Genomic DNA, 22,619 nt, shown 5'->3' with positions numbered 1-22,619 from the left:
GCCGCATACTTCCAACGCACGCAAGGTCCCCCCGATTGAAGTCACCGCAAGCCCAGCCCCTGGAGCCCACACCCTTCGAGCTGGCGCCGCCCTCCCCAGCCGCCGAACCGCCGCCGCCTGCCGGTGCGCCGCGCTGGCTGTGGCCGGCGCTCGGCGCGCTGCTGCTCGCAGCGTTGCTGGTCGTGTTCTGGCTGCCTCAGCGGGTCACCCCGCCGGAGGCTGAACCCGGCACCGTTGCCACGCCCTCCCCGGCGCACACCCCCGCACAGGGCGGCAGCTCACAGGCGGTTGAGGAGGACTCACCCTGGGCCGACGCCCAGACCGCGAAACTGCGCCGCGAGGCCCGCGAGGTGCTGGAGCAGTTGCTCGCCGTGCAGTTTGAACTGGACGAGCACGGCGCAGAACAGTGGGCGGGCGAGGCCTATTCCAGTGCCATCGCAGCCGCGCGCCAGGGCGACGAGGACTACCGCGAGAACCGCTTCGTCGCCGCCCGTGAGGCCTACGCCAGCGCCCTGCAGCAGCTGGAGGCCATCCGCGCCGACCTGCCCGCCGCCGGCGAACGCCAGCTGGCTGCGGTGGGCGAGGCCATCGATAGCAACGCCCTGGACGCGGCACGCAGCGCCCTGGACATAGCCCGCCTGATCGACCCCGACGCCGGTGCGATCCCCGCGCTGGAACAGCGCCTGCAGCAACTGCCCCGGGTCAACGAGTTGCAGGAGGGCGCGGCCGCAGCCGAGGCGAGCGGCGACCTGGCCGCGGCCGAGGCGGCGCTGGCCGAAGCCGCGCAACTGGACCCCGCGCACCCGCGGGTTCAGGCGCAACTGCAGCGCGTCACCGCGGCCTACCGCGACCTGCAGTTCAACCAGGCCATGAGCGAGGGCTACCGCGCCCTGGACAGCGCCGACTACAGCGCGGCGCGCGCCGCCTTCCAGCGCGCCGCCGGCCTGCGCGAGGGCTCCGACGAGGCCACCAGTGCACTCGCGGAACTGGCCGTGGCCGAGCAGTCCGGACGCCTGGGCCGGCTCAAGTCGCGGGGCGCCCAACAGGAACAGGACGAACACTGGTCGGACGCAGTCACCGCCTACGAGCAGGCGCTGGCGCTGGATGCCAGCGTGGTATTCGCCCGCGAGGGCCTGGCCCGCGCCCAGCGGCGCGCCGCCCTGGACAAGGGTCTGCAGGACATCGTCGACAACCCCGGCCGGCTGTCGGACGTCGCCGTCGCCGAGGCCGCCGGCAAACTGCTCGCCCAGGGCCGCGGCATCGACAATCCCGGCCCCCGGCTGCGCGGGCAGGTCGAAACAATCGACACCCTGCTGCGCAAGGCCAACACCCCGGTCACCGTTACCCTGCACTCGGACGGCCAGACTGAGGTTCTCATCTACCGCACCGCCCGGCTCGGCCGCTTTCAGCAGCGCCAGCTGGACCTGCGTCCCGGCAGCTACACGGTGCGCGGTTCCCGCGTGGGCTACCGCGATGTGCTGGTGACCCTGGAGGTCAGCGCGGACCAGGCGCCAGCGCCCGTGACCGTGGCCTGTAGCGAGCGCATCCTGTGAGCAGCAATGATCGTCACACGCCCATCGATCCCACACCGATCGAGCCGGGCTCGCTTACCCCAACGCCGCTTGATCCGGCGCCGCTGGAGCCCGCCCGCAGCGAACCCACCCGGATCGAACCCAGCGCGTTCGAACCGCTGGGCAGCGCGCCGCCCCCCCGCCGATCCGAGCGCCGCGGCCTGCGCTGGGCGCTGGGCGCGGCCGTGCTGTGCGCCGTCGCGCTTTTGTGGTTCCTGTTCAGCGCGCGCTCGCTGGAAGTGCAGGTGACCGCGCAGGCCGAGGTCGACATCAGCGTCAGCGGCCTGGCTGTGCCCTTCGGTTCGCGCTACCTGCTCCTGCCGGGGGAACACCGGGTGAGTGCATCGGCACCCGGCTACGAACCGCTGCAAACCAGCGTCACGGTAACCGACGAGCAGAACCAGCGCCTGGCACTGGCGCTGGCACCCCTGCCCGGCCGCCTCGACATTCGCACCACCCCCGCCGAGGTACAGGTCACCCTCGATGGCGAGGTGCTCGGCCGGACGCCGCTGCAGGGCGTGTCAGTTTCCGCCGGTAGCCATCGCCTCGAACTGAGTGCAGAGCGCTACCGCGGCGCGGAACAGGACATCGAGGTCACCGGCCGCGGCCTCGCACAACAGTTCGAGTTCGCCCTGGAACCGGCCTGGGCGGACATCGCGCTGGCCAGCACACCGGCCGGCGCCCAGGTACTGGTCGACGGCGAACCCGCCGGCACCACCCCCGCCACCCTGCAGGTCGTCGAGGGCGAGCGCCAGCTCATCCTGCGCAGCCCCGGCTATGCGGACTGGGTGCACCAGCTCGAGGTCATCGCGGGCCAGGCACAGGACCTCGGCAGCATCGAACTGCAACCCGCCGTCGGCCTGCTGCAGCTGACCAGCACACCGGCGGGCGCCAATGTCACCCTGGACGGTGAGTTCCTCGGCCAGACGCCGCTGGAAGTCGAGGTGACCCCGGAGCGCGACCACCAGCTCGCGGTATTCAAGCCCGGCTACCGCCGCCACAGCGAGACCCTGCGCATGCCCGCCGCCTCCCGCGACAGCCGCGAGATCGCCCTGCGCGCCCAACTCGGCGAGGTGGCCTTCGTCATCGCCCCCGCCGAGGCGGAGCTGCGCATCGACGGCCGCACGGTGGGACGCGGCAGCCAGGTACTGTCGCTGCCGGCAGTCGCGCACCGGGTGGAGGTTGTGCTGCCCGGCTACAACACCCAGCGCCAGCAGGTGACGCCGCGCCCCGGGCTGCAGCAGAAACTGGAAATCACCCTGCGCACCGACGCCGAAGCGCGCGCCGCGCGCACCCCGAGCAAGGTGACCAGCGCCCTCGGCCAGTCCCTGCTGCTGTTCCGCCCGGCGGATTCGCCCACCGCGGACTTCACCATGGGCGCCTCGCGCCGCGAGCCGGGCCGCCGCGCCAATGAGGTGCTGCACCCGGTGTCCCTGCGCCGCGCGTTCTACCTGCAGACTACCGAGGTCACCAACGCCCAGTTCCGCCAGTACCGCAAGGAGCACAACTCCGGGCAGATCGAGGGCAACAGCCTCAACCGCGACCAGCAGCCCGCGGTGCAGGTCAGCTGGCAGCAGGCGGCCAGCTTCTGCAACTGGCTGAGCCGGCGCGAGGGCCTGGCGCCGTTTTATATCGAGACCCGCGGCGTGATCACCGGCTTCGATGCGCGCTCCACCGGCTACCGCCTGCCCAGCGAGGCCGAGTGGGCCTGGGCCGCACGCAGCAAGGGGGCCGACCTGCTGCGCTTCCCCTGGGGCGACGTGTTCCCGCCAAAAGAGCCGGTGGGCAACTACGCGGACAACTCCTCGGCGTACATCACCGGTCGCTTCCTCGCCGGCTACGAGGACGGCCACGTGGTCAGCGCACCGGTCACCGCGTTCGGCGCCAACGCCCTGGGGCTGTACGACATGGGCCACAACGTCGCCGAGTGGACCAACGATGCATACAGCATCCCCTCCGGCACCGGCGAGGCGGAGACCGACCCGCTGGGTGCGCAAAGCGGCGACAACTACGTGATCCGCGGCGCCGGCTGGTCGCACAGCCGCATCGGCGAACTGCGCCTATCCTACCGCGATTATGGGCAAGCCGGGCGCGATGACGTAGGATTCAGGCTGGCCCGGTATGCGGAGTAACGGCATGCACAAGACCCTCGCCCTGCTGCTCGCGCTGTGGGTCGCACCGGCGCTGGCGCAAACTGCGGAGGACGCACCCGAGCCGCCGCCCGCGCAGGAATCGTCGCCAGACCCGGCCGGCGATACCGGCGAACAGGCGGCGCCGCCCACCAGCGCCCCCGCTCGCAACCCCGCCGACTACGAGGCCTCGGAACAGATTTCCGAGGACCTGTCGGTCTCCTTTCCCGCAGACATTTAAGGCCCGCGCATGAAGCACAGGATGTCGTCCGAATTCATCTACCAGCTGTTCGCGCTGCTCATCGCGGTCATCGTGGTGCACGCGGTATACGTGGGCGCCATTCGGCCCAGTGCGGACGCGGCGATCGCGCGGCAGATGGAACTGCAGGCCGCGGGCGGCGACTTCGTGCCCGAGCGCAGCCTGGCGGTGGTGGTGCGCGACTTCGAGCAGGAGGCCTGTTTCATCCTGTTGCTGTGGGCGCTGGCGGTGATGGGCTACAAGGCGCGCCGCACCCTGCACGAGCAGGCGCTGTTCGCGCGCTCATTGCTGGATATCCCCGAGGGCACCAGCGTACTGCCGCAGGACGCGCGCGAGTACAGCCGCGCCATCGAAGCCCTGCCGGACGCGGAGCAGGACTACCTGCTGCCGCGCACACTGCTCGCCGCGCTGCAGCGCTTCGCCACCACCGGCAGCATCCAAGCGGTCTCCGACACCATCAAGGAGAACTGCGAGATCGAGGCGGACCGGCTCGACTCCGAGCTGTCCATGGTGCGCTACATCTCCTGGGCCATCCCGTCGATCGGCTTTATCGGCACTGTGCGCGGTATCGGCGACGCCCTCGGCCAGGCCTACAAGGCGGTGGAGGGCGATATCTCCGGCGTCACCGTGAGCCTCGGTGTGGCCTTCAACAGCACCTTCGTCGCCCTGGTGCTGTCGATCATCATCATGTTCTGCCTGCACCAGTTGCAGCTGGTGCAGGAGCGCCTGGTGCTGGACTGCCAGCGCTACGCGGACCAGCGCCTGCTGCGCCACCTGGTTTCCTGAGGCGCCGTCCATGCCCGTCGCCCTGCTCGACATCAACGACTGCAAGCTGCGCCTGTGGACCGACGGCGCGCCGCTGGAGAGCCCCGGCTACGCCCTGTTCGACGGCGGCGCCTACCGCTTCGGCGAGGCGGCGCGGGCCAGCGCGCGGCTGCGCCCACGCGACATCAACAACCGCTTCTGGTGGCAGCTGGGCACCGCCCCGCTGCAACCGGCGCTGGGACCGGCGCGGCACACGGCGGACCTGGTGCACGCGCACCTGGAACACCTGCACGCCGAAGGCGGGGCGCCGGACGAGCTGCTGCTGGCCTGCCCCGGCAGCATGCCGCGCGAGCAGCTCAGCCTGTTGCTGGGGATCGCCCAGCAGTGCCCGTTCCGCATCGTCGGTCTGGTCGACCGCGCGGTGCTGCTGGCCGCCGGCCAGCGCGCCGATGCCCACCTCGAGCTGCAGCTGCACCAGGCCCTGCTCACGCGCTTCAGCCACGACGGGGAGCGGGTGAGCGTGCAGCGCAGCACGCCCCTGCCCGGCTGCGGCCTGCTGCAATTACAGGAACAACAGGTACAGGTGGTGGCGGACGCCTTCATCCGCCAGACGCGCTTCGACCCGCGGCGCCGCGCGGCGAGCGAACAGGCCCTGTACGATGCGCTGCCCGGCGCACTGGCCACGCTCAGCGCCCACAGCGAATGTGATATCGAGATCGACGGCTACCGGGTTCGCCTGGACCGCAGCGGACTCACCAGCGCCGCCGGGCGCCTGTTCCAGGCCGCGCACGCCGCGCTGGATGACGCCGCATCGCTGCTCGTCGACCCCCTGGTGGCCCTGTTGCCGGGGATGGCCGAGGCGTTCCCGCAGGCGCGTAAGGTCGATGAACAACAACTGCGGGCGAGCGCCACGGCTCTCGAGGCTCAGCTGGTGGTGCGCGACACCGCCCTGGCCTTTGTCACCGAACTGCCCTGCCTGGACGGCGCCGCCGACGACACGGAGACCGCGCAGCAGCCGGCACCGGTAGCGCGCCCGCCCACGCACCTGTTGCAGGGCGCCAGCGCCCAGCCCCTGGCCGCCGCAGGCACACCACTCGCCGCGGGCGTCTCGATTGTCCTCGACGCCGGCGCGTGGACCCTGCGCGGCGCGGCCCTGGTGAATGGTGCGAGCGCGGCCAGCGGCCAGGCACTCGCCACCGGCGACTGTATCGTCGCCGGCGAGCGCGAGTTCCGGCTGATCGAAGTGGTCGACCACGGTAGCTGAACATGGCCCGCCGCAAACGCAGTGCCATTCCCTTCAACCTCAGTTTCCTGGACATCATGTCCTGCGGCTTCGGCGCCGTGGTGCTGGTGTTCCTGATTATCGACCACTCGGTGCAGGCGCAGTCCGACGAGATCAACCGCGAGCTGCTGGCCGAGGTCAACTTCATGGAGGAGGAGGTCGAGGAGGGCCAGGCCGGGCTGGTAGCCCTGCGCAACACCCTGTCCGACGTCGACCTCAAGCTGGTGGAGGCGCAGGGGCGCGCCACCCGCATCACTGACGAGACTGCCGACTACGAGGCCAGGATCCAGAGCCTGCTCGCCGAGAACCCCGACGGCGCGGCCGAAGTCGGCAAGCTGCAGGCGGAGATCCAGTCGCTGGAACGGGAGGTGGAAAAACTGCGCGCCGCCGCCAGCGAGGACAGCGGGCGCAACGCGCGCGGGTTCATCGGCGAGGGCAATCGCCAGTACCTCACCGGCCTCAAGCTGGGCGGCCAGCGCATCGCCATCCTGGTCGACACCTCCTCGAGCATGCTCGCGGACCGTCTGGTCAATATCATCCGCCTGCGCAACATGGAAGCCGGAGTGCAGCGCAAGGCCGAGAAGTGGACGCGCACCCTGGCCACCGTGGACTGGCTGCTGGCGCAACTGCCGCCGGGCGCGGACTACCAGGTGGTCGCCTTCGGCAACCAGGCGCGCTTCGCCCTGCCCGATACCGCGGACCGCTGGCTGCCGGTGGCCGACCGCGCGATCCTCGACAAGGTGTCCGCCGAGCTGCGCCAGGTGGTGCCCACAGGTGGCACCAGCCTGGAGAACGCGTTTCTCGCGCTGCAGCGCCTGGTGCCCGCGCCGGACAACATCTTCCTCATCACCGACGGCCTGCCCACCCAGGGCGCGGGCGCGCCGCGCGGCGGCAAGGTCAGCGGCAAGCAGCGCCAGGAACTGTTCGCCAGTGCGGTTAAGAAGCTGCCCCCCGGCGTACCGGTCAACGTCATCCTCGAGCCACTGGAGGGCGACCCGATGGCGGCGGCGAACTACTGGCGGCTGGCCCAGGTCAGCCAGGGTTCCTTCCTCAGCCCCTCCAGGGACTGGCCCTGATGGCGCGCTTGCGACGGGCACCGGAGGAATTCTCGCTGTCGTTCCTCGACGTGATCTGCTGCGGCTTCGGCGCGGTGATCCTGCTGCTGATGATTACCAAGACCGTGCAGCCGCAGATCATCGAGTCCTCGGCGGTGAACCTCGAGGCGCAGCTGGCGGACCTGCAGGAACAGCTGCACGAAGTGCGCGGGGAGACCGTGGTGCTCAACCGCGACCTCAACGCGCGCCACGAGCAGTTGTCCGAGTACGATGAGCGCATCGCCATCCTCGAGGGGCAGCTGGCCAGCGCCCGCGCGCGCTTCGAGGACACCCGCGTGTCCAGCAGCAGCAACGAGGTGATCACGGAAAAGCTGGCGCGGGCGCGGCAGTCGCTGTCCGCCGAGATGGAGCGCCTGCTGGGCCGGCAGCACCTGGCGAAAAACGCGCTGATCGGTGGCATTCCCGTGGACAGCGAGTACATTATCTTCATCATCGACACCTCGGGATCGATGTTCTCCTACGCCTGGGACCGCATGGTCATGGAGGTCGAGGCGACCCTGAACGTCTACCCCGGGGTCAAGGGCATCCAGGTGATGAACGACATGGGCCAGTACATGTTCAGCAGCTACCGCGGCGAGTGGATTCCGGATTCGCCGGCGCGGCGCAAGGTGATCATGCAGACCCTGCGCAACTGGAACGCGTTCAGTAATTCCAGCCCGGTGGAGGGCATCGAGGCGGCGATTCGCACCTACTACAGCCCGGACAAGAAAATCAGCCTGTACGTGTTCGGCGACGAATTCAGCGGCCGCTCCATCGCCGAGGTGGTGGATACCGTGGACCAGCTCAACCGGGCGGACGCCCAGGGCAACCGCCGGGTGCGCATCCACGGCGTGGGCTTCCCAGTGCAGTTTGCCCGCGCCCCAAACATGCAGGGCACCGGTATCCGCTTCGCCACCCTGATGCGGGAGCTGGCCTATCGCAACGGAGGGACGTTTGTTGCGCTCAACGACTTCCGGCCCTGACAACGTGAGCCGCTTTAACCGTCCTGGCCGTGTTAGCCGCCTGGCGCTGGCCGCGCTGCTGGCGCTGGCCCTGTGCGCCTGCGGGCCGACCACGGTCAACGTGCAGGGGCGTTTCCCGCGCCCGCTGATGGACCCGCTGCCGCTGAAGATCGGCGTGTGGTACCCGCAGGAATTCCGCACCCACGAATTCCACGACGAGACCACCAGCCGCGAGCAGTCGGCGTGGATCGTGGAGACCGGTCCGGCCCAGGTCGAGATGTGGGATACCGTGCTCGCAGGCATGTTCCGGGATCTGGTGTACATGGACGGGCCGCCCGGCCCGCAACAGATGAACCCGGTGGTCAACGCCGTGCTCATTCCGCACGTGGACGAGCTGCAGTACGCCATTCCCACGCAGACCAAGGTCAAGGTCTACGAGATCTGGATGCGCTACCGCTTTGAACTGGTCACCACCGGCGGCGAGCTGATCGCCGAGTGGACCATGCCGGCCTACGGCAAGACGCCCACCGCCTTCCTGCAGAGCGACCAGGCCGCGGTCAACCTCGCGGCGGTGGTCGCCCTGCGCGATGCCGGCGCCAATTTCATCACCAGTTTCGCGCAACTGCCGGCGGTGCGGGCCTTCCTTGAGCCGGCGGTGGTGATGTCGTCGCCGGCTGCGTCAGCGGATAAAGAGGACCGCTCGTGAGCGCGCGCCTGCCCCTGGTAATCGCCGCGCTGGCCCTGCTGCAGGGCTGCGTCACCGCGCGCGTGGACGAACTGGTGTACAACGAACCCGAGGCGGGGGTCGGCAACGCCTCGGTGGTGATCCTCGGCCGCCGCCACGCGGCGGACTACGAGACCGAGCCGGATTTCATCGAGTGCCTGGGCGACTACATCACCGACCGCGACCCCGGCGTGCGGGTGATCGGCGAGCTGGACTTCATCAACGCCCTCTACCCCTGGTTCGAACCGCGCACCGCGCCCCTGCACCCGCAGGACATCGACCGCCTGCTGCAGCAGCAGGTGGTCGCCCAGCGCATGCGCGAGCTGAACACCGGCTACATGATCTGGATCGACGGCAATACGGTCAGCTCCGATGCCGGCGGCTCCATGGCCTGCGCGGTCGGCCCCGGCATCGGCGGCTGTTTCGGCTTCGGCACCTGGTCCAACGACGCCGAGTACGAGGCCACCATCTGGGACCTCACCGGGCAGTCAGAGGTCGGGCGCGTCAACACCACGGCCACCGGCCAGTCCTACATGCCCGCGGTGATCGTGCCCATCCCGATCATCGCGCCGGTACAGGGCACCGCCTGCGACAGCCTGGGCGCCCAGTTGCTGCAGTTCCTGTCGGGGAACTACTGAGCATGGGCAGGAAATTCGCAGTTGTGCTGCTCCTGCTGCTGGCCGCGGCGAACGCGGTCTACGGCGAAAGCGCCGGCGCCAAGGCGCACCGGCAGATGGTCGAGGCCGGCCAGATCTACGACGACCCGGAACTGAAGGCCTATGTCGAGCGTGTGGGCCAGCGCCTGGTGGCCGCCTCCGATGACCCGGACGGCGAGTTCACCTTCTGGGTACTCGACTCCGGGATCATCAACGCCTTTGCCGCCCCCGGCGGTTTCATCTACATCAGCCGCGGCATGCTGCCCTACCTCGAGTCGGAGGAGGAAATGGCCGGCGTACTCGGTCACGAGATCGCCCACATCACCGCCAACCACCACGGCAGGCAGCAGCGCGCCAGTTGGGCGGGCCAGGCGGCGGCGATCGCCAGTTTCATCTTTACCGGCAGTGGCGACGTGGCGCGCTCCGCGGAAATCTACGGTGCGGAACTACTCAGCGGCTACGGCCGCGACATGGAACTGGAGGCGGACGGGCTGGGGGCGGAGTTCCTCTCCCGCGCCGGCTACGACCCGCAGGCCATGTTGCAGGTGCTGTCGGTACTCAAGGACCAGGAACAGTTTGCGCGCATCAAGGCGCGCAGCAGCGGCAAGCCGGCGGGCACCTACCACGGCCTGTACGCCTCGCACCCGCGCAACGACAAGCGCCTGCACGAGGTGATCGACAAGGCCCGCGAGCTGCATAGTGACGAATACGTGGAGAGCCCCGAGCAACCGGGGGAGTTCCTCGGCCACCTCGATGGCCTGGTCTGGGGCGAGAGCATCCAGGGCCAGCGCGAGGAGAACCGCTACTACCACGACAAGCTCGCCTTCAGCTTCGCCCACCCGCCCGGCTGGACCGTGGAAACCGGCAGCCGCGCCATCATCGCCAGCTCGGCGGACGGCGCCAGCAGCCTGACCATCACCCTGCGCCGGCGTACCAGCGACGGTCCGGAACAGGCACTGCGCGACGCCGCCACCGGAGAACTCGGTGAGGGCAAGGCCCTGGAACAGGCCGGCCTGCAGGGCTACACCGCCCTGGCCAGCAGCGCCGGCGTGACCAAACGGCTGGCGGTGATCGACTACAACTACAGCTACCTGTTCGTGGCCAGCGCGGCGGACATCGCCGCCGCAGACGCGGAGCTACTGGCGATGATCGAGAGCTTCCGGCCGCTGGCGCCGCAGGAGAAAACCAACCCGGACCCGCACTTCGTCCACTTCATCCAGGTGCCGCGGGGCGCGACCATGGCCAGCCTCGCCTCCAGCGTCGACATCCCCTACGCCGAGGAGCAGCTGCGCCTGATCAACGGGCTCTACCCGCGCGGCGAGCCGCGCGTCGGGGACTGGATCAAGATGATTCGCTAGGGCGCTCGTCGACCACCTGCACCAGCACCCAGGGCGGCGCCACCACCGCCCACAACACCGCATCGCCCTCGTACCAGGCCAGCGCCTGCTCGTCGTGCACCGGCGCGATGCGCTTGTCGGCGATCCACTGCTGGAACTGCGCGGTGTTGTCCAGGCCCAGTTGCACCGCCACTTCCACCAGGTCGAGGTCGGCGGCGACGGCGATTACCGAGCCGTGGGCGTAATAGGTCTGCAGGTCGTGCCAGCGGATGCGCGCGGTCTGTCCGTGGTACTCGCGGCGCAGCAGAGCCTCGCGGGATTCCGCCTCAGCCATAGTTGGGGTCCGCTACGAAGGGATTGCTGCGGCGCTCGTGGCCGAAGGTCGAGGTGGGGCCGTGGCCGGGGATGAACGTGATGTCATCACCCAGGGTGAACAGCTTGCCGCGGATACTGGCCAGCAACTGGTCGTGGTCGCCGCGCGGGAAGTCGGTGCGACCGATGGAGCCCTGGAACAAAACGTCGCCGACCCAGGCGACCTGCTGCGGACGGTAGTAGAACACCACGTGGCCGGGCGTATGCCCCGGGCAGTGCAGCACTTCCAGTACCTGCTCACCGACGGTCACCGTGTCGCCGTCTTCCAGCCAGCGGTCCGGCACGAAGGCATCGGCGTGGGGGAAGCCGGACATGCGGCACCACTCCGGCAGTTTCTCCAGCCAGAAGTTGTCCTCTTTCTGCGGGCCCTCGATCGGAATGTCCAGGCGCTGGCGCAGCACGTCGGAGGCCGCGCAGTGGTCCATGTGGGCGTGGGTGAGGATGACCTTCTCCACCTCGGCATCCATATTCTTCGCCGCCTCGAGCACACGCTCGACGTCACCGCCGGGATCGACGATGGCGGCGCGGCCGGTGGCCTGGCAGCGGATGATGGAACAGTTCTGCTGGTAGGGAGTGACCGGCACGATGGTGCACTGAATCGACATGCGAGAAACCTGGCGCTGGGTTGGGAAAAGGCGCACAGGATACCACAGCGCCGGCCCGCCCTAGGGTATGGCCCCGGCGCTGCGGGCGGCCGCCGCAGTGTCCGCACGCGGGTCGTCGTAGATCGCGCTGTCGAACTGCTGCTCGCTGCGCGCCACGATCACCGAGACGGTGGCGTCGCCGGTCACGTTGACCGCGGTACGCACCATATCGAGGATCCGGTCGACCCCGATAATCAGGGCGATGCCCTCCACCGGCAGGCCCGCCTGCTCCAGCACCATGGCCAGGGTGATCAGGCCGACCCCGGGCACCGCCGCGGTGCCGATGGAGGCCAGGGTCGCGGTGAGGATCACGGTGAGGAACTCAGCCAGGCCCAGTTCGACGCCGTAGACCTGGGCGATGAAGACCGTCGCCACGCCCTGCATGATGGCGGTGCCGTCCATGTTGATGGTGGCCCCCAGCGGCACGGTGAAACCGGCGACAGAATTGTGCACGCCGAGTTTTTTCTCCACCGTGCGCAGGGTCACCGGCAGCGTGGCGCCGGAGGACGCGGTGCTGAAGGCGAAGGCCCACACCGGGCGCATCTTGCGCAGCAGCATGCGCGGCGACAGGCGGCCGAGGATGCTGAGCAGCAGGCTGTACACCGCCAGCGCATGCAACAGCAGCACGCCGAGCACGGTGAGCACGTAGGCGGCGAGGTCGAGGATGGCGGACAGGCCGAGGTTGGCGAACAGGCGCGCCAGCAGCGCGAACACACCCCAGGGCGCCAGCGCCATGAGGATCTCCACCATCTTCATGATGGCCGCGTCGAGGTCGTTGAAGAACGCCGCGAGACGGCGGCCGGCCTCACCCGCGTGGGAGATGGCGTAGCCGAACAGCAGGGCGAACACGATGATCTGCAGCATGTTGCCCTCGGCCATCGCCTGCACCGGGTTGGAGGGGAAGATGTTGACCAGCACTTCCTTGAGCGGCGGTGGCGGGGTCGGTTCAAACGCCGCCACCCCCTGCATCTCGATGCCCGCCCCCGGGCTCACCAGTGAAGCCACCAGCAGGGCCAGGGTGATGGCGATGGCGGTGGTGGCCAGGTACAGGGCCAGGGTCTTGCCGGCGATCGGCCCCATGCGCGCGCTGTCGCCCAGCGAGGCGGAACCGCAGATCAGCGAGACCAGCACCAGCGGCACCACCAGCAGCTTGAGCGAGGCGACAAAGATGCGCCCCACCACCTCGAACAGGCCGTCGATGACGTAGGTGTCCACCCACTGGCGGTGTTGCAGGGCCAGCGCGTCGGCGTTGACCAGCAGGTTGAGGATGGAGCCGAGTAAAATCCCGGCGACCATGGCCAGCAGGATTTTGTTGGTCAGTGACACTACTCGCACTGCCCCCGGCTGTAGCCGACGACATCGTCGCGGGCGCAGGCGTTACAGGGCGAGGAGGCCTCGGTGGTACCGCCGGTGGCGAGTTCCGCGCACACCGGGTCGTATTCCATGGTGCACACCTGGGGGCGCGGCTCGGTGCAGGCGACGCGGGAGGAAGGGCCGACAGCAGCCTTGCTTGCACAGCCCGCCAGCAGGCAGGCCAGGACAGCGCACAGGGCGATACGCATGGGAGTGACTCCGCTCGAAAAAAGAAGAGCAAAGCCTATCACTCCTCGCAGCGCAGCGCAGCCGTCGCACCCGCCTGGGGAGCCCGGGAATCAGCGTCGCCAACCGCGCGCGACGCGCCCCGGGGGAATCAACCCGCTCAGGCCGAGCGAATCAGGCGACCTTCCTGGTAGTCGCGCAGCGCCTCGTCGATCTCCTCCGGCGTGTTCATCACGAACGGACCGTAGTGCGCCACCGGTTCGCGCAGCGGCTCGCCGCGCAGCAGCAGCACCCTGGCGCCCTCGCCTCCCGCATGCAGGGTCCAGCTGTCACCGTCGCCAGTCAGCAGCAGGCGGCCAGCGCCGTGGGTAACGTTGCGCTCGACCAGGGCACCGTCATACACGTAGGCCAGGACGTTCTCGCCGGGCGCCAGCGCCAGTTCCACGGACTGCGCCGCGGCCAGGTCGAGGTCCAGCAGGCCGGCCACCCGGGCCAGTTCGTCCAGCGGGCCGGTCAGCTCGCCGACGCCGCGCAGCGTCCAGTCGCCGGCGATGGCGACAGCTTTCACTCCCGGCACCTGCAGTGTCGGCAATTCGGACACGGCCAGGTCGCGGTAGCGCGGCTCGCTCATCTTGCGCGCCGCCGGCAGGTTGACCCAGATCTGGAAGCCGTGCAGTTCGCCGGTGTCGGGGGTCGGCATCTCCGAGTGGATCACGCCGCTGCCGGCGGACATCCACTGGGCCCCGCCGCTGCGGATCTCGCCGCGGTTGCCGGCGCTGTCCTCGTGGATCAGGCCGCCGCGCTTCATGTAAGTCAGGGTCTGGATGCCGCGGTGCGGGTGCGGCGGGAAACCGCCGATAAAATCCCCGCGCTCGGTAGAGCGCAGCTCGTCGAGCATCAGGATCGGGTCCATGCGGGCGTGGCCCATGCCCACGACGCGGGCGATGGCGACGCCGTCGCCGTCGCGGGTGGCGCGGCTGGCGCGGACTTCCATGACTTCACGTGGTTTCATTGGGGGTTCCTCCCTTGCAGTCGAGGGAGCAGCTTATTATCGTTTTTTTAGGAATTAAATCGCATAATATCCGCCAATCCTTTCGTCTTTATCGGATATTTATCGATCATGCACCGGACAACCCTGGAACAGTGGCGCATGCTGCAGGCGGTAGTGGAGCACGGCGGTTTCGCCCAGGCCGCCGCCGCGGTGCACAAGAGCCAGTCGACCATCAACCACGCGGTGCACAAACTGCAGGACCAGCTCGGCCTGCCCCTGCTCGAGGTGGTGGGACGCAAGGCGCAGCTGACCGAGGCGGGGGAATTGATGTTGCGCCGCGCCCAGCAGTTGCTGGCGCAGGCGGAGCAAATCGAGGAGGTCGCCGCCAGCCTGGCCACCGGCGTCGAGGCCGAGGTGCGCGTGGCGGTGGACGAAATCTATCCCTACCTGGCACTGGCGGATGTGCTGCAGTCGCTGTCCGACACCTTTCCCAATACCCGCGTGCAGCTGTACGAGACGGTGCTGTCCGGCGGCGCCGAGTTGCTCACCGCGGGAATCGTCGACCTGCTGGTGACCGGCAGCACGCCGGACGGCTTCCTTGGCGAGCCGCTGATGCGCGCCGAGTTTGTCGCCGTCGCCCATCCGGACCACCCGCTGCACGGCCTCGGCCGCGAACTCTCACTGCAGGACCTGCAGCGCCACCGACAGATCGTGGTGCGCGATTCCGCGCGCAGCCGCAGCGTGGATTCCGGCTGGCTGGGCGCGGAGCAGCGCTGGACGGTCAGTCACCTGGCCACGTCAGTGGCGATGATCGAGCGCGGCATGGGCTTCGCCTGGCTGCCGCTGACCCGGGCGCGCGCCGCACTCGAGGCCGGGCGACTGCGCGAGCTGCCCCTGGGGGCGCGCTCGCGTCGCTATGCCGAATTGTACCTGGTGTATGCGGACCCGGACCGCGCGGGTCCGGTGGTGTGTCGCCTGGGTGAGCTGCTGGCCAGCGCCTGCGCAGACTACCCGGAACCGGGGGCGTTTACAGTTCCTTGGGACGAATGACGCGCTCCAGCGTGCCGCAGCCGGGCCACAGTTTCGGCCAGTCGTCGATGTCCAGTTGCAGGCGGGCGTAGCCCGCAGTGGGCAGGTTGTCGATCGCTTTCTCGCCGACCAGCTGGTTGATCAGGTCGGTGAACGCCGGGTTGTGGCCGATCAGGAACAGGCTGTCGCCGGCACCGGCCTGGGTGCGCAGCCAGTCCTGCAGGTTGTCGCCGTCGAAGGTGTACAGGGCACCCTCGGTGCGGTGCTCGAGATCGCCCAGGCCGGGCCAGCCCGCGCACAAACCCTCGAGGGTCAGTTGCGCGCGGCGCGCCGCGCTCACCACTATCACCATGGGCTCGAGTTCGTCGGCCAGGGCGGCGCCCATGCGCGGCGCGTCCTGCTCGCCGCGGGCAGTCAGGCCGCGCTCCCGATCTTCCAGTCCCGACTCATCCTGGGATGACTTGGCATGACGCAACAGGTGCAGTGTTTTCATAGGCTTCCTTATTGATAGCGGCCCCGCTCCCCGGGGCCTCGCATTCTCCACGGCTGAATTCTGGCATACTGGCGTTGGATAGCCATGCACAAAACGCGCATTTATAGAACTTTCATGCTCAGAATGGGGAGTCGTTCATGAAAATCGGCATTATCTATCCGCAGAACGAACTGCAGGGAGAGCCGACGGCGGTGCGCGATATCGGGCTGGCGGTGGAAGCCCAGGGGTTCGACCACCTGCTGGCCTACGACCACGTGCTCGGCGCCACCCACGACCGCGAACCGAAGCTGTGGGGCCCCTACACCGAGAACGACCCCTTCCACGACCCCTTCGTGATGTTCGCCTACCTGGCGGGCATCACCACGACCCTGGAGTTCGTCACCGGTATTCTCATCCTGCCCCAGCGCCAGACCGTGCTGGTGGCGCGCCAGGCGGCGGACCTCGACCTGCTCTCCAACCAGCGCTTCCGCCTCGGCGTGGGTATCGGGTGGAACTACGTCGAGTACGACGCCATGGGCGAGGACTTCCACACCCGCGGCAAGCGCGTCGGCGAACAGGTCGACCTGCTGCGCCAGCTGTGGGGCGAGCCGCTGGTGGAGTTCAGCGGCGAGTTCGACCGCGTCGACCGCGCCGCCCTGCTGCCCAAGCCCCGGCGCCAGATTCCCATCTACATGGGCGGCTTCGCCGATGTGGCGCTGGAGCGCGCCGCACGCATCGCCGACGGCTTCATCTGCGCCGACGGCGCGGCAGACGCCTTCGAGCAGGCGGCCAGGCTGCAAACACTGCTGCGCGATGGCGGCCGCGACCCGGAGAGCTTCGGCCTGCACTGCAACATGCTCAAGGCGAAGGGTGCGGACGCGGTGGCGGAGACCGTGGCGCGCTGGGGCGAGGCCGGCGGCACCCACGCCTGCGTCAACACCATGGGCCAGGGCTTCAGCACCGCCGCCGAGCACATCGACTACATCGCGGAGGTGGCCGCCACCCTGCGCAAGAACGGGCTGATGTAGACGCCCACGTCAGCCGCCGGCATCGCGCAGTGGCAGTCCCACCCGGCTGAACACGAATACCGCAACCAGGCCCAGGGCGACCACCGCGACCAGGCTGGCGAAGATTTCCAGCACCGAGGCCCCGCCGGCAATCAGCCAGCCTCCGAACACCGGGGCCAGGGTCGCACCCAGGCGCCCCATGGCACTGGCGGTGCCGATACCCCCGGCGCGCAGTTCAGCCGGGTAGGTCGCCGCCGCCAGGGCGCCGATCGCGTAGGACACACCGACCACACCGGCACCCACCAGCCCGACCAGGCTCATCCACAGGAATAAATCCGCCGGCGCCACCAGCAGCGCGAGCAGCGCCAGCCCAGCGACCGCGAAGCCGCCGTACAGGGCCAGCGCCGTGTGCCGGCGATCCACCAGCCAGCCGATGACGAAGCCGCCGAGCACGCCGCCGAGGCTGAAATACATGATGCCGCGCACCGAGGCGGCCAGGGTCCAGCCGTTCATGTGCATCAGCGTCGGCAGCCAGCTGGAGATCACGTACATGGTGAACAGGCAAACGAAGTAGAACAGCCACAGCAGCAAGGTGGTGGCGCGGTAGGGCGCCGCCAGCAGCGCACCGAGGTTGCGCATGATTCCGGCGAGGCCGCCCGCGGCGCCGGCTGCCGGCGCACTGCCACCGCCGGCGGGCAGGCCGAACCAGAGCAGCGGCGCCAGCGCCAGGGGCAGCACCCCGCCAGTGTAGAACAGGCCCTGCCAGGACAGCCGCTCGAGAATCGCTGGCGCCACCAGGCCACCGATGATGCTGCCCACGGCGGACATGGAGTAAACCCACACGGTGATCCGCGTGCGCAGGTGCGGCAGCGCCACCTCCGAAGCCAGGGCCAGGGCGTTGGTCAGGCTGGCGCCCATGCCGAGGCCGGTGACCACCCGGTACAGGGTGAGTTCGAGCACGCTGTCGGCGCGCGCTGTCATCAGGCTGGCCACGCCGACCACCGCAAAACTCAGTGCCAGCACCGGGCGGCGGCCGTGGCGATCCCCCAGCGGCGCGATGAACACTGCACCCAACGCCATGCCCAGCACCGTGGCGGCCAGCGCCGGGGTGAACGCGGACGCCTGCAACTGCCATTGCTCGCTCCACACCGGCACGCTGATCGGCGCCACCAGCACATCGTACCCGTCCAGCAGGCAGACCAGCGAACACAGGAGAATCACCCACCAGTGGCGGGCGGCGGACAGGGGTGCATCACTCACGCGTCGTCCCCCCGCGGCCGGCTCAGCTCGCGCATGTCGCCGGGCGAGCGCGGCGCGCGGCGGTTGACCAGCGGCCGCCGGTAGGACGGGTCCTCGCGGGTGCGGCAGGGGGTGCCGTTGGCGTGCAGGTCGGGAATCTGCTCGAACAGCGGCACCGCGTTGCCGTCCAGGGTCGCCGACCACTCCATCAGGGTGTAGCGGAAACTCACCCGCCAGTGGCCGGCGCGGCGCTCCAAGCGGTCCAGGTAACGGCCGCCGCCGATCCAGTTGCTGCCGTCGCGGTTGACCCCGGAATAGAAAAAATAGGTCTCGGTGTGAGCGCTGTCGCCGTCCAGTTCGCAGTAGTGGTTGAGCAGGTTGTGCAGGGTCGAGGTCTGGCCGTGCTCGTGCAGTTCGGCGCCGCGGTCGTAGACCTCGCCCGGCGCCCCCACCAGGCTGCCGGCGTCGACCACCGCGTCCTCGTGGTAGCCGGAGAGGAACAGCTCGCGGTCGAAGCGGTCGATCGCCCGGCTGATACGGCCCAGGCAGTCGAGAATGTCCTGGCGGTCGAGCATGGCCGCCAGCCGCGCCTCGCGCCCGGGCGCATGGTTGGTATCGCTCATGATCTGCCCCGCTAGTCCTGGATATTCATCACGGTTCGCACCGATGCTTCTTTCAGGAACATCGGCAGGTTGTCGTCGGTGAGGTGGCACCACTTGATACTGCAGCCGCCGTCGGCGACCAGGCACTGGCCGGTCATGAAGCTGGACAGGTCCGAGAGCAGGAACAGCACCGGCCCGGCGATTTCCTCCGGCTCGCCGTAGCGCCCCATGGGAATGCCGCGGCGCAGGCGCTGCGGGTCGCTGGACAGGCTGGCGGTGGGCGTGGCCACCGGTCCCGGTGCCACCGCGTTGACGCGGATGCCCGCGCTCGCCAGCTCCAGCGCCATGGTCTCCACCACCGAGCCCAGCGCCGCCTTGCCGGCGCCGTAGCCGACGTTGTAGGGGGAGGAGGTCAGGCCGTTAATGGAGGAGATGGCGACGATAGAGCCCGGCCGCGACTGCGCCTGCAATTCGGCGGCGACCGCCTGGCTGATGAAGAACATGGCGTCCAGGTTGAGGGAGATCTGCGCGTGCCAGTGCTCGCGCGCCAGCCGTGTGGCCGGACCCCAGGTCGGCGGCGGCGCCCCGCCCACCACGCTGACCAGGCCGTGCAGGTCGCCGTCGGCCGCGGCCGCAGCGGCCATCACCGAGGCGACGCCGGCCTCGTCAAGGATGTCCGCGACCACCGGCACCAGGTCCAGTCCCGCACGCTGCAGCGGTGCGATATGCGCATCGAGTTTTTCCGCGCTGGCATCCACCGCCACCACGGTGGCGCCGGCGCGCGCGGCCCAGGCGGCGACCGTGGTGCCGATGCCGCCGCCGGCGGCGCCGGAGACGATGATCTTGCGCCCGGCCAGGCTGGGCAGGCCGGGTTGTGGCGTATCGGGCATGCTGTGTGCCTCCGCTCGCTGGCGAGCCGGACGCGGAGGCCGGGATGGCGCGCGCTCGGTTCACCGCTTGTTATTGTTGTCGTGAGTGCTGTCGTGCGTGTTGTCTTGAGTGCTGTCGTGATTTTTATCGTATACAGCGCAGGACTGGCAGCGCCCGCTGCGCCGCGCCCGAACAGCCCGGATCACCGTCCCGCCGCTCGGCGCCGGCCCCTAGTCTGTAACAGAATCGCCGCCGACACCACGGCCATCCGCCGCGCCGGTGGTCACCCGGACGCTGGCGCCCCGCACTTAGATAGTATACGCTATCATCAAATCCAGCCAGGCGCTCCCGCCCCGGCGGTCGGCCACAGACAATAAAAGGCTCGGGAAATACCATGCAGATCGACCCCACGATCCTCGCCTACCTGCGCGACCTCGAAGGCGCCGTGGCCAACCTCAAGGACACCTGGCACCCGGAGGACCCGGCCTACCGCGCGGACGTCTACCGGCAGACCATGGCCAGCCTGTCCTACGCCTACTTCGCCTTTTTCCACGCCGACGCCGAACACCCGGACTGGGCGCCGTTGTGGAACCCGGTCTACACACTGCAACCCAACCCGGACGACATCTACCTGCAGTCGCCGATCCGCGGCGACCTCACCTACCGCGTCTCCGGCAACCGCGGCACCTGCAAGATCCTCTCCTTCACTACCCAGAAGGCGCTCTCCGGCACGGTGGACGAAATGCCCCGACCCAGCGGCCACAACGAGGTCGACTGCACCGACCTGGGCCTCACCCCGGGCGAGGACTTCGAGGTGATCTTCAGCGCCACGCGACCCGCGGGCTACAGCGGCAGGTGGGCGACCATCGACCCCGAGGCCGGCGGCATGATGGTGCGCTTTCGCAGCTACGACTGGCTCAACGAGGTGGACCCGGTGCTTTCCATCGAGTGCCTGGACGCGGTCCCGCCCAAGCCGCGGCTGACGCCGGACGAGATTCTCACGCGCATCCAGGCGATGGCGAAGTTTCCCGCGCGCAAGACCAACCTGTATTACGCGATGCAGAACGGCGTGCGCGAGCGGGTCGGCTACAACGTGTTCGAGCCCGTGCGCTACCCCGGCGCCCTGGTCAAGCAGACCTACTGGCCGGCCTGCTTCCAGCTCGAGCCCGGCGAGGCGCTGATCATCGAGACCGACCTGCCCAAACGCCGTCCCTACTGGAACATCCAGCTCAACGACCCGTACTTCAACGCGCTGGAATACGTCTACCGCCTGTCCAGCACCAACGGCCACTACGCGCAGGCCAGCAGCGACGGCCGGCTGCGCGCGGTGATCGCCCTGGAAGACCCCGGCGTGCCCAACTGGCTGGACCCGGCGGGCTACACCGAGGGCGGCATCTACGGCCGCTGGTACGACTGCGACAGCGAGCCGGTGCCGACCATAAAACGCGTGCCGCTGAACGCACTGCGCGACCACCTGCCCGCGGACACCCCGGTGGTCACGCCCGAGCAGCGCGCCGAGGAACTGCGCCTGCGGGTGCGCGCCTGCCAGCGGCGACGGCGCTGGTAGCAAGGCGACACTGGCAGCAAAGCGGGCAAACACAGGCAAAAAAGGACTAAACTGGAGGTCCGGGCAAGCCGCCGAAGCAGCGGCGCCCCCGGCACGAGACAGGCACCACCCCCGCCGCCGGGCGGCGGGCATAACAAACAACTGGAGGAAGTCATGGCGACCAACATGAACGACATGGTGCTGATCAGCACCGACGACCACATCTGCGAACCCCCCAACCTGTTCGACAACCACCTGTCGGGCGAGGCGCTGGCCAAGGCCCCGAAACTCAAGACCGACAAGAACGGCAAGAACTACTGGTCCTACCAGGGCAAGACCAAGCCCGGCATCGGGCTCAATGCCGTGGTCGGCCGCCCGCTCGAGGAGTACGGCATGGAGCCCAACGCGCTGGAAGACATGCGCGCCGGCTGCTACGACGTACACGCGCGGGTCAATGACATGAACGTGGACGGCATCGCCGTGCAGATGAACTTCGGCAACTCGATCGGCTTCGACAACGATACCTTCCACCAGGCCGAGGACAAGGACCTCGCCCTGACCCACCTGCGCGCCTGGAACGACTGGCACGTGGACGAGTGGTGCGGCGCCTACCCCGGCCGTTTCATCCCCCTGGCCATCCTGCCCACCTGGGACATGAAAGCCATGCTCGCCGAGATCAAGCGCATGGCGGACAAGGGCGTGACCGCCGTGAGCATGTCCGAGAACCCGACCAAGCAGGGCCTGCCCAGCATCCACAACGAGTACTGGACGCCCTTCTTCAAGGCGATCGCCGACCACGACATGAGCATCGCCCTGCACATCGGCAGCGGCAACCCGGTGCCCCACGCCTCCATGGAAACCCCGATCGAGGCCTGGATTACCACCATGCCCCTGTCCATCTCCGTGGGCGCGGCGGACTGGCTGCAGTTGAAAGCGCTGCACGACTACCCCAACCTGCGCGTCGCCCTGTCCGAGAGCAGCATCGGCTGGATTCCCTACTTCCTCGAGCGCGCCGACTTCTCCAACTGGCGGCACAAGGCGTGGACCAACTCGCGCTTCCAGGACATCAAGCCCAGCGAGCTGTTCCGCCGCCATTTCCTGTGCTGCTTCATCGACGACGCCTTCGGTCTCAAGCACCTGGACGAGGTGGGCGAGGACATCGTCGCCTTCGAGACCGACTACCCGCACTCGGACGCGGTATGGCCGAACGCGGCGGAGCACCTGTGGGAACAGGTCAAGCACCTGAGCGACGCGCAGATCGCCAAGGTCACCCACGAGAACGCCATGCGCTTCTTCCGCTTCGACCCGTTCCAGCACATCCCGCGCGAGGAACTCACCGTCGGTGCGCTGCGCGCCAAGGCGGCCGCAGCCAACGTGGACACCACACCGGTCTCCACCGGTGGTGCGCGCCCGGTGGAAGAGGGCGTCGACCGCCCGGTCACCTCCGGCGACCTTGGCGTGATGTTCCACAAGCACGCCACCACCATCGCGGAAACCGAGTCGGCGGCCTGAGGGCCGCCCTTCCCCGA

23 protein-coding genes are annotated in these 22,619 nt (G+C 68.9%); 14 read left to right on the top strand and 9 right to left on the bottom strand.

Annotation, left to right across the window (positions count from 1 at the left end; genetic code table 11):
- Positions 1-35: 35 nt before the first annotated feature.
- The 10 genes from E4634_RS02410 to E4634_RS02365 are packed head-to-tail and all read left to right on the top strand — an operon-like array spanning position 36 to position 10,800.
- Positions 36-1,553 carry a tetratricopeptide repeat protein gene (locus tag E4634_RS02410; protein WP_135441000.1) on the top strand — a complete coding sequence of 506 codons (1,518 nt, stop codon included), beginning with the start codon at positions 36-38 and terminating at the stop codon, positions 1,551-1,553.
- Positions 1,550-3,703 carry a PEGA domain-containing protein gene (locus E4634_RS02405; protein WP_240725052.1) on the top strand — a complete coding sequence of 718 codons (2,154 nt, stop codon included), beginning with the start codon at positions 1,550-1,552 and terminating at the stop codon, positions 3,701-3,703. The genes E4634_RS02410 and E4634_RS02405 overlap by 4 nt, the downstream gene beginning before the upstream one ends.
- Before the next feature lie 4 nt (positions 3,704-3,707).
- A complete protein-coding gene (locus tag E4634_RS02400; RefSeq protein WP_135440999.1) occupies positions 3,708-3,941 on the top strand; it encodes a hypothetical protein in 234 nt (77 codons plus the stop codon).
- Positions 3,942-3,962: 21 nt separating this feature from the next.
- Complete coding sequence (locus E4634_RS02395) at positions 3,963-4,745, top strand: MotA/TolQ/ExbB proton channel family protein (RefSeq protein ID WP_434783491.1); 783 nt, start codon at positions 3,963-3,965, stop codon at positions 4,743-4,745.
- Positions 4,746-4,755: 10 nt separating this feature from the next.
- Complete coding sequence (locus tag E4634_RS02390; RefSeq protein WP_135440997.1) at positions 4,756-5,988, top strand: hypothetical protein; 1,233 nt, start codon at positions 4,756-4,758, stop codon at positions 5,986-5,988.
- A 2-nt stretch (positions 5,989-5,990) separates the two neighbouring features.
- The gene (locus tag E4634_RS02385) at positions 5,991-7,082 is read left to right on the top strand and encodes a VWA domain-containing protein (RefSeq protein WP_135440996.1); all 1,092 of its coding nucleotides are present in this window, start codon (positions 5,991-5,993) and stop codon (positions 7,080-7,082) included.
- The gene (locus E4634_RS02380; RefSeq protein ID WP_135440995.1) at positions 7,082-8,083 is read left to right on the top strand and encodes a vWA domain-containing protein; all 1,002 of its coding nucleotides are present in this window, start codon (positions 7,082-7,084) and stop codon (positions 8,081-8,083) included. The genes E4634_RS02385 and E4634_RS02380 overlap by 1 nt, the downstream gene beginning before the upstream one ends.
- Positions 8,084-8,087: 4 nt before the next feature.
- Entirely contained in the window at positions 8,088-8,768 is a 681-nt protein-coding gene (locus tag E4634_RS02375) for a hypothetical protein (protein ID WP_240725051.1), read from the top strand.
- Positions 8,765-9,424 (top strand): hypothetical protein, encoded by a 660-nt coding sequence (locus E4634_RS02370; RefSeq protein WP_240725050.1) that lies wholly within the window; start codon positions 8,765-8,767, stop codon positions 9,422-9,424. Before E4634_RS02375 ends, E4634_RS02370 begins: the two co-directional genes overlap by 4 nt.
- Positions 9,425-9,426: 2 nt before the next feature.
- Positions 9,427-10,800 (top strand): M48 family metalloprotease, encoded by a 1,374-nt coding sequence (locus E4634_RS02365; protein ID WP_135440994.1) that lies wholly within the window; start codon positions 9,427-9,429, stop codon positions 10,798-10,800.
- Here the strand turns inward: E4634_RS02365 and E4634_RS02360 are convergent.
- The 5 genes from E4634_RS02360 to E4634_RS02340 all read right to left on the bottom strand — a co-directional run bounded on the left by E4634_RS02360 (position 10,784) and on the right by E4634_RS02340 (position 14,346).
- Positions 10,784-11,113 (bottom strand): DUF2288 domain-containing protein, encoded by a 330-nt coding sequence (locus tag E4634_RS02360; RefSeq protein WP_135440993.1) that lies wholly within the window; start codon positions 11,111-11,113, stop codon positions 10,784-10,786. The genes E4634_RS02365 and E4634_RS02360 overlap by 17 nt on opposite strands.
- Positions 11,106-11,756, bottom strand: a complete 651-nt coding sequence (locus E4634_RS02355; protein WP_276606614.1) for an MBL fold metallo-hydrolase — start codon at positions 11,754-11,756, stop codon at positions 11,106-11,108. Before E4634_RS02355 ends, E4634_RS02360 begins: the two co-directional genes overlap by 8 nt.
- A 60-nt stretch (positions 11,757-11,816) precedes the next feature.
- On the bottom strand, positions 11,817-13,121 hold the full coding sequence (locus tag E4634_RS02350) for a dicarboxylate/amino acid:cation symporter (RefSeq protein ID WP_135440992.1): 1,305 nt from the start codon (positions 13,119-13,121) through the stop codon (positions 11,817-11,819).
- The gene (locus E4634_RS02345; protein ID WP_135440991.1) at positions 13,121-13,357 is read right to left on the bottom strand and encodes a hypothetical protein; all 237 of its coding nucleotides are present in this window, start codon (positions 13,355-13,357) and stop codon (positions 13,121-13,123) included. Before E4634_RS02345 ends, E4634_RS02350 begins: the two co-directional genes overlap by 1 nt.
- A 137-nt stretch (positions 13,358-13,494) precedes the next feature.
- Entirely contained in the window at positions 13,495-14,346 is an 852-nt protein-coding gene (locus E4634_RS02340; RefSeq protein WP_135440990.1) for a pirin family protein, read from the bottom strand.
- 108 nt (positions 14,347-14,454) lie between these two features.
- Here E4634_RS02340 and E4634_RS02335 point away from each other — a divergent pair, with 108 nt between their 5' ends.
- Positions 14,455-15,375: a LysR family transcriptional regulator gene (locus E4634_RS02335; protein ID WP_135440989.1), complete on the top strand. Its 921-nt coding sequence runs from the start codon at positions 14,455-14,457 to the stop codon at positions 15,373-15,375.
- Here the strand turns inward: E4634_RS02335 and E4634_RS02330 are convergent.
- Entirely contained in the window at positions 15,353-15,847 is a 495-nt protein-coding gene (locus E4634_RS02330) for a SixA phosphatase family protein (protein WP_135440988.1), read from the bottom strand. The two genes, E4634_RS02335 and E4634_RS02330, sit on opposite strands and share 23 nt — an antisense overlap.
- A 137-nt stretch (positions 15,848-15,984) precedes the next feature.
- On the opposite strand from E4634_RS02330, the gene E4634_RS02325 reads away from it, so the two are divergent.
- The gene (locus tag E4634_RS02325; protein ID WP_135440987.1) at positions 15,985-16,854 is read left to right on the top strand and encodes an LLM class F420-dependent oxidoreductase; all 870 of its coding nucleotides are present in this window, start codon (positions 15,985-15,987) and stop codon (positions 16,852-16,854) included.
- Between the two features lie 9 nt (positions 16,855-16,863).
- Here E4634_RS02325 and E4634_RS02320 read toward each other — a convergent pair whose 3' ends face one another.
- Genes E4634_RS02320 through E4634_RS02310 form a run of 3 tightly spaced genes read right to left on the bottom strand, consistent with a single transcriptional unit; the run spans position 16,864 to position 19,564 of the window.
- Positions 16,864-18,093, bottom strand: a complete 1,230-nt coding sequence (locus E4634_RS02320) for an MFS transporter (protein ID WP_167854734.1) — start codon at positions 18,091-18,093, stop codon at positions 16,864-16,866.
- Positions 18,090-18,695, bottom strand: a complete 606-nt coding sequence (locus E4634_RS02315; protein ID WP_135440985.1) for a nuclear transport factor 2 family protein — start codon at positions 18,693-18,695, stop codon at positions 18,090-18,092. The genes E4634_RS02320 and E4634_RS02315 overlap by 4 nt, the downstream gene beginning before the upstream one ends.
- 11 nt (positions 18,696-18,706) lie before the next feature.
- Positions 18,707-19,564: an SDR family NAD(P)-dependent oxidoreductase gene (locus E4634_RS02310; RefSeq protein WP_135440984.1), complete on the bottom strand. Its 858-nt coding sequence runs from the start codon at positions 19,562-19,564 to the stop codon at positions 18,707-18,709.
- Positions 19,565-19,938: 374 nt separating this feature from the next.
- On the opposite strand from E4634_RS02310, the gene E4634_RS02305 reads away from it, so the two are divergent.
- A complete protein-coding gene (locus E4634_RS02305; RefSeq protein ID WP_135440983.1) occupies positions 19,939-21,111 on the top strand; it encodes a hypothetical protein in 1,173 nt (390 codons plus the stop codon).
- Between the two features lie 153 nt (positions 21,112-21,264).
- Positions 21,265-22,602 carry an amidohydrolase family protein gene (locus E4634_RS02300; protein WP_206046770.1) on the top strand — a complete coding sequence of 446 codons (1,338 nt, stop codon included), beginning with the start codon at positions 21,265-21,267 and terminating at the stop codon, positions 22,600-22,602.
- Positions 22,603-22,619 lie beyond the last annotated feature (17 nt).

It is taken from the genome of Mangrovimicrobium sediminis (assembly GCF_004745945.1).
Lineage (GTDB): Bacteria > Pseudomonadota > Gammaproteobacteria > Pseudomonadales > Halieaceae > Mangrovimicrobium > Mangrovimicrobium sediminis.
The sequence above is the reverse complement of the archived record's forward strand: the minus strand, read 5'-3'. Positions and strand labels throughout refer to the sequence as shown.

Coding starts and splice junctions, on each gene's coding strand:
- E4634_RS02345 (WP_135440991.1), bottom strand. CDS start 13,357: ATGCGTATCGCCCTGTGCGCTGTCCTGGCCTGCCTGCTGGCGGGCTGT.
- E4634_RS02380 (WP_135440995.1), top strand. CDS start 7,082: ATGGCGCGCTTGCGACGGGCACCGGAGGAATTCTCGCTGTCGTTCCTC.
- E4634_RS02305 (WP_135440983.1), top strand. CDS start 19,939: ATGCAGATCGACCCCACGATCCTCGCCTACCTGCGCGACCTCGAAGGC.
- E4634_RS02365 (WP_135440994.1), top strand. CDS start 9,427: ATGGGCAGGAAATTCGCAGTTGTGCTGCTCCTGCTGCTGGCCGCGGCG.
- E4634_RS02300 (WP_206046770.1), top strand. CDS start 21,265: ATGGCGACCAACATGAACGACATGGTGCTGATCAGCACCGACGACCAC.
- E4634_RS02390 (WP_135440997.1), top strand. CDS start 4,756: ATGCCCGTCGCCCTGCTCGACATCAACGACTGCAAGCTGCGCCTGTGG.
- E4634_RS02400 (WP_135440999.1), top strand. CDS start 3,708: ATGCACAAGACCCTCGCCCTGCTGCTCGCGCTGTGGGTCGCACCGGCG.
- E4634_RS02330 (WP_135440988.1), bottom strand. CDS start 15,847: ATGAAAACACTGCACCTGTTGCGTCATGCCAAGTCATCCCAGGATGAG.
- E4634_RS02360 (WP_135440993.1), bottom strand. CDS start 11,113: ATGGCTGAGGCGGAATCCCGCGAGGCTCTGCTGCGCCGCGAGTACCAC.
- E4634_RS02315 (WP_135440985.1), bottom strand. CDS start 18,695: ATGAGCGATACCAACCATGCGCCCGGGCGCGAGGCGCGGCTGGCGGCC.
- E4634_RS02310 (WP_135440984.1), bottom strand. CDS start 19,564: ATGCCCGATACGCCACAACCCGGCCTGCCCAGCCTGGCCGGGCGCAAG.
- E4634_RS02385 (WP_135440996.1), top strand. CDS start 5,991: ATGGCCCGCCGCAAACGCAGTGCCATTCCCTTCAACCTCAGTTTCCTG.
- E4634_RS02335 (WP_135440989.1), top strand. CDS start 14,455: ATGCACCGGACAACCCTGGAACAGTGGCGCATGCTGCAGGCGGTAGTG.
- E4634_RS02355 (WP_276606614.1), bottom strand. CDS start 11,756: ATGTCGATTCAGTGCACCATCGTGCCGGTCACTCCCTACCAGCAGAAC.
- E4634_RS02325 (WP_135440987.1), top strand. CDS start 15,985: ATGAAAATCGGCATTATCTATCCGCAGAACGAACTGCAGGGAGAGCCG.
- E4634_RS02340 (WP_135440990.1), bottom strand. CDS start 14,346: ATGAAACCACGTGAAGTCATGGAAGTCCGCGCCAGCCGCGCCACCCGC.
- E4634_RS02395 (WP_434783491.1), top strand. CDS start 3,963: ATGTCGTCCGAATTCATCTACCAGCTGTTCGCGCTGCTCATCGCGGTC.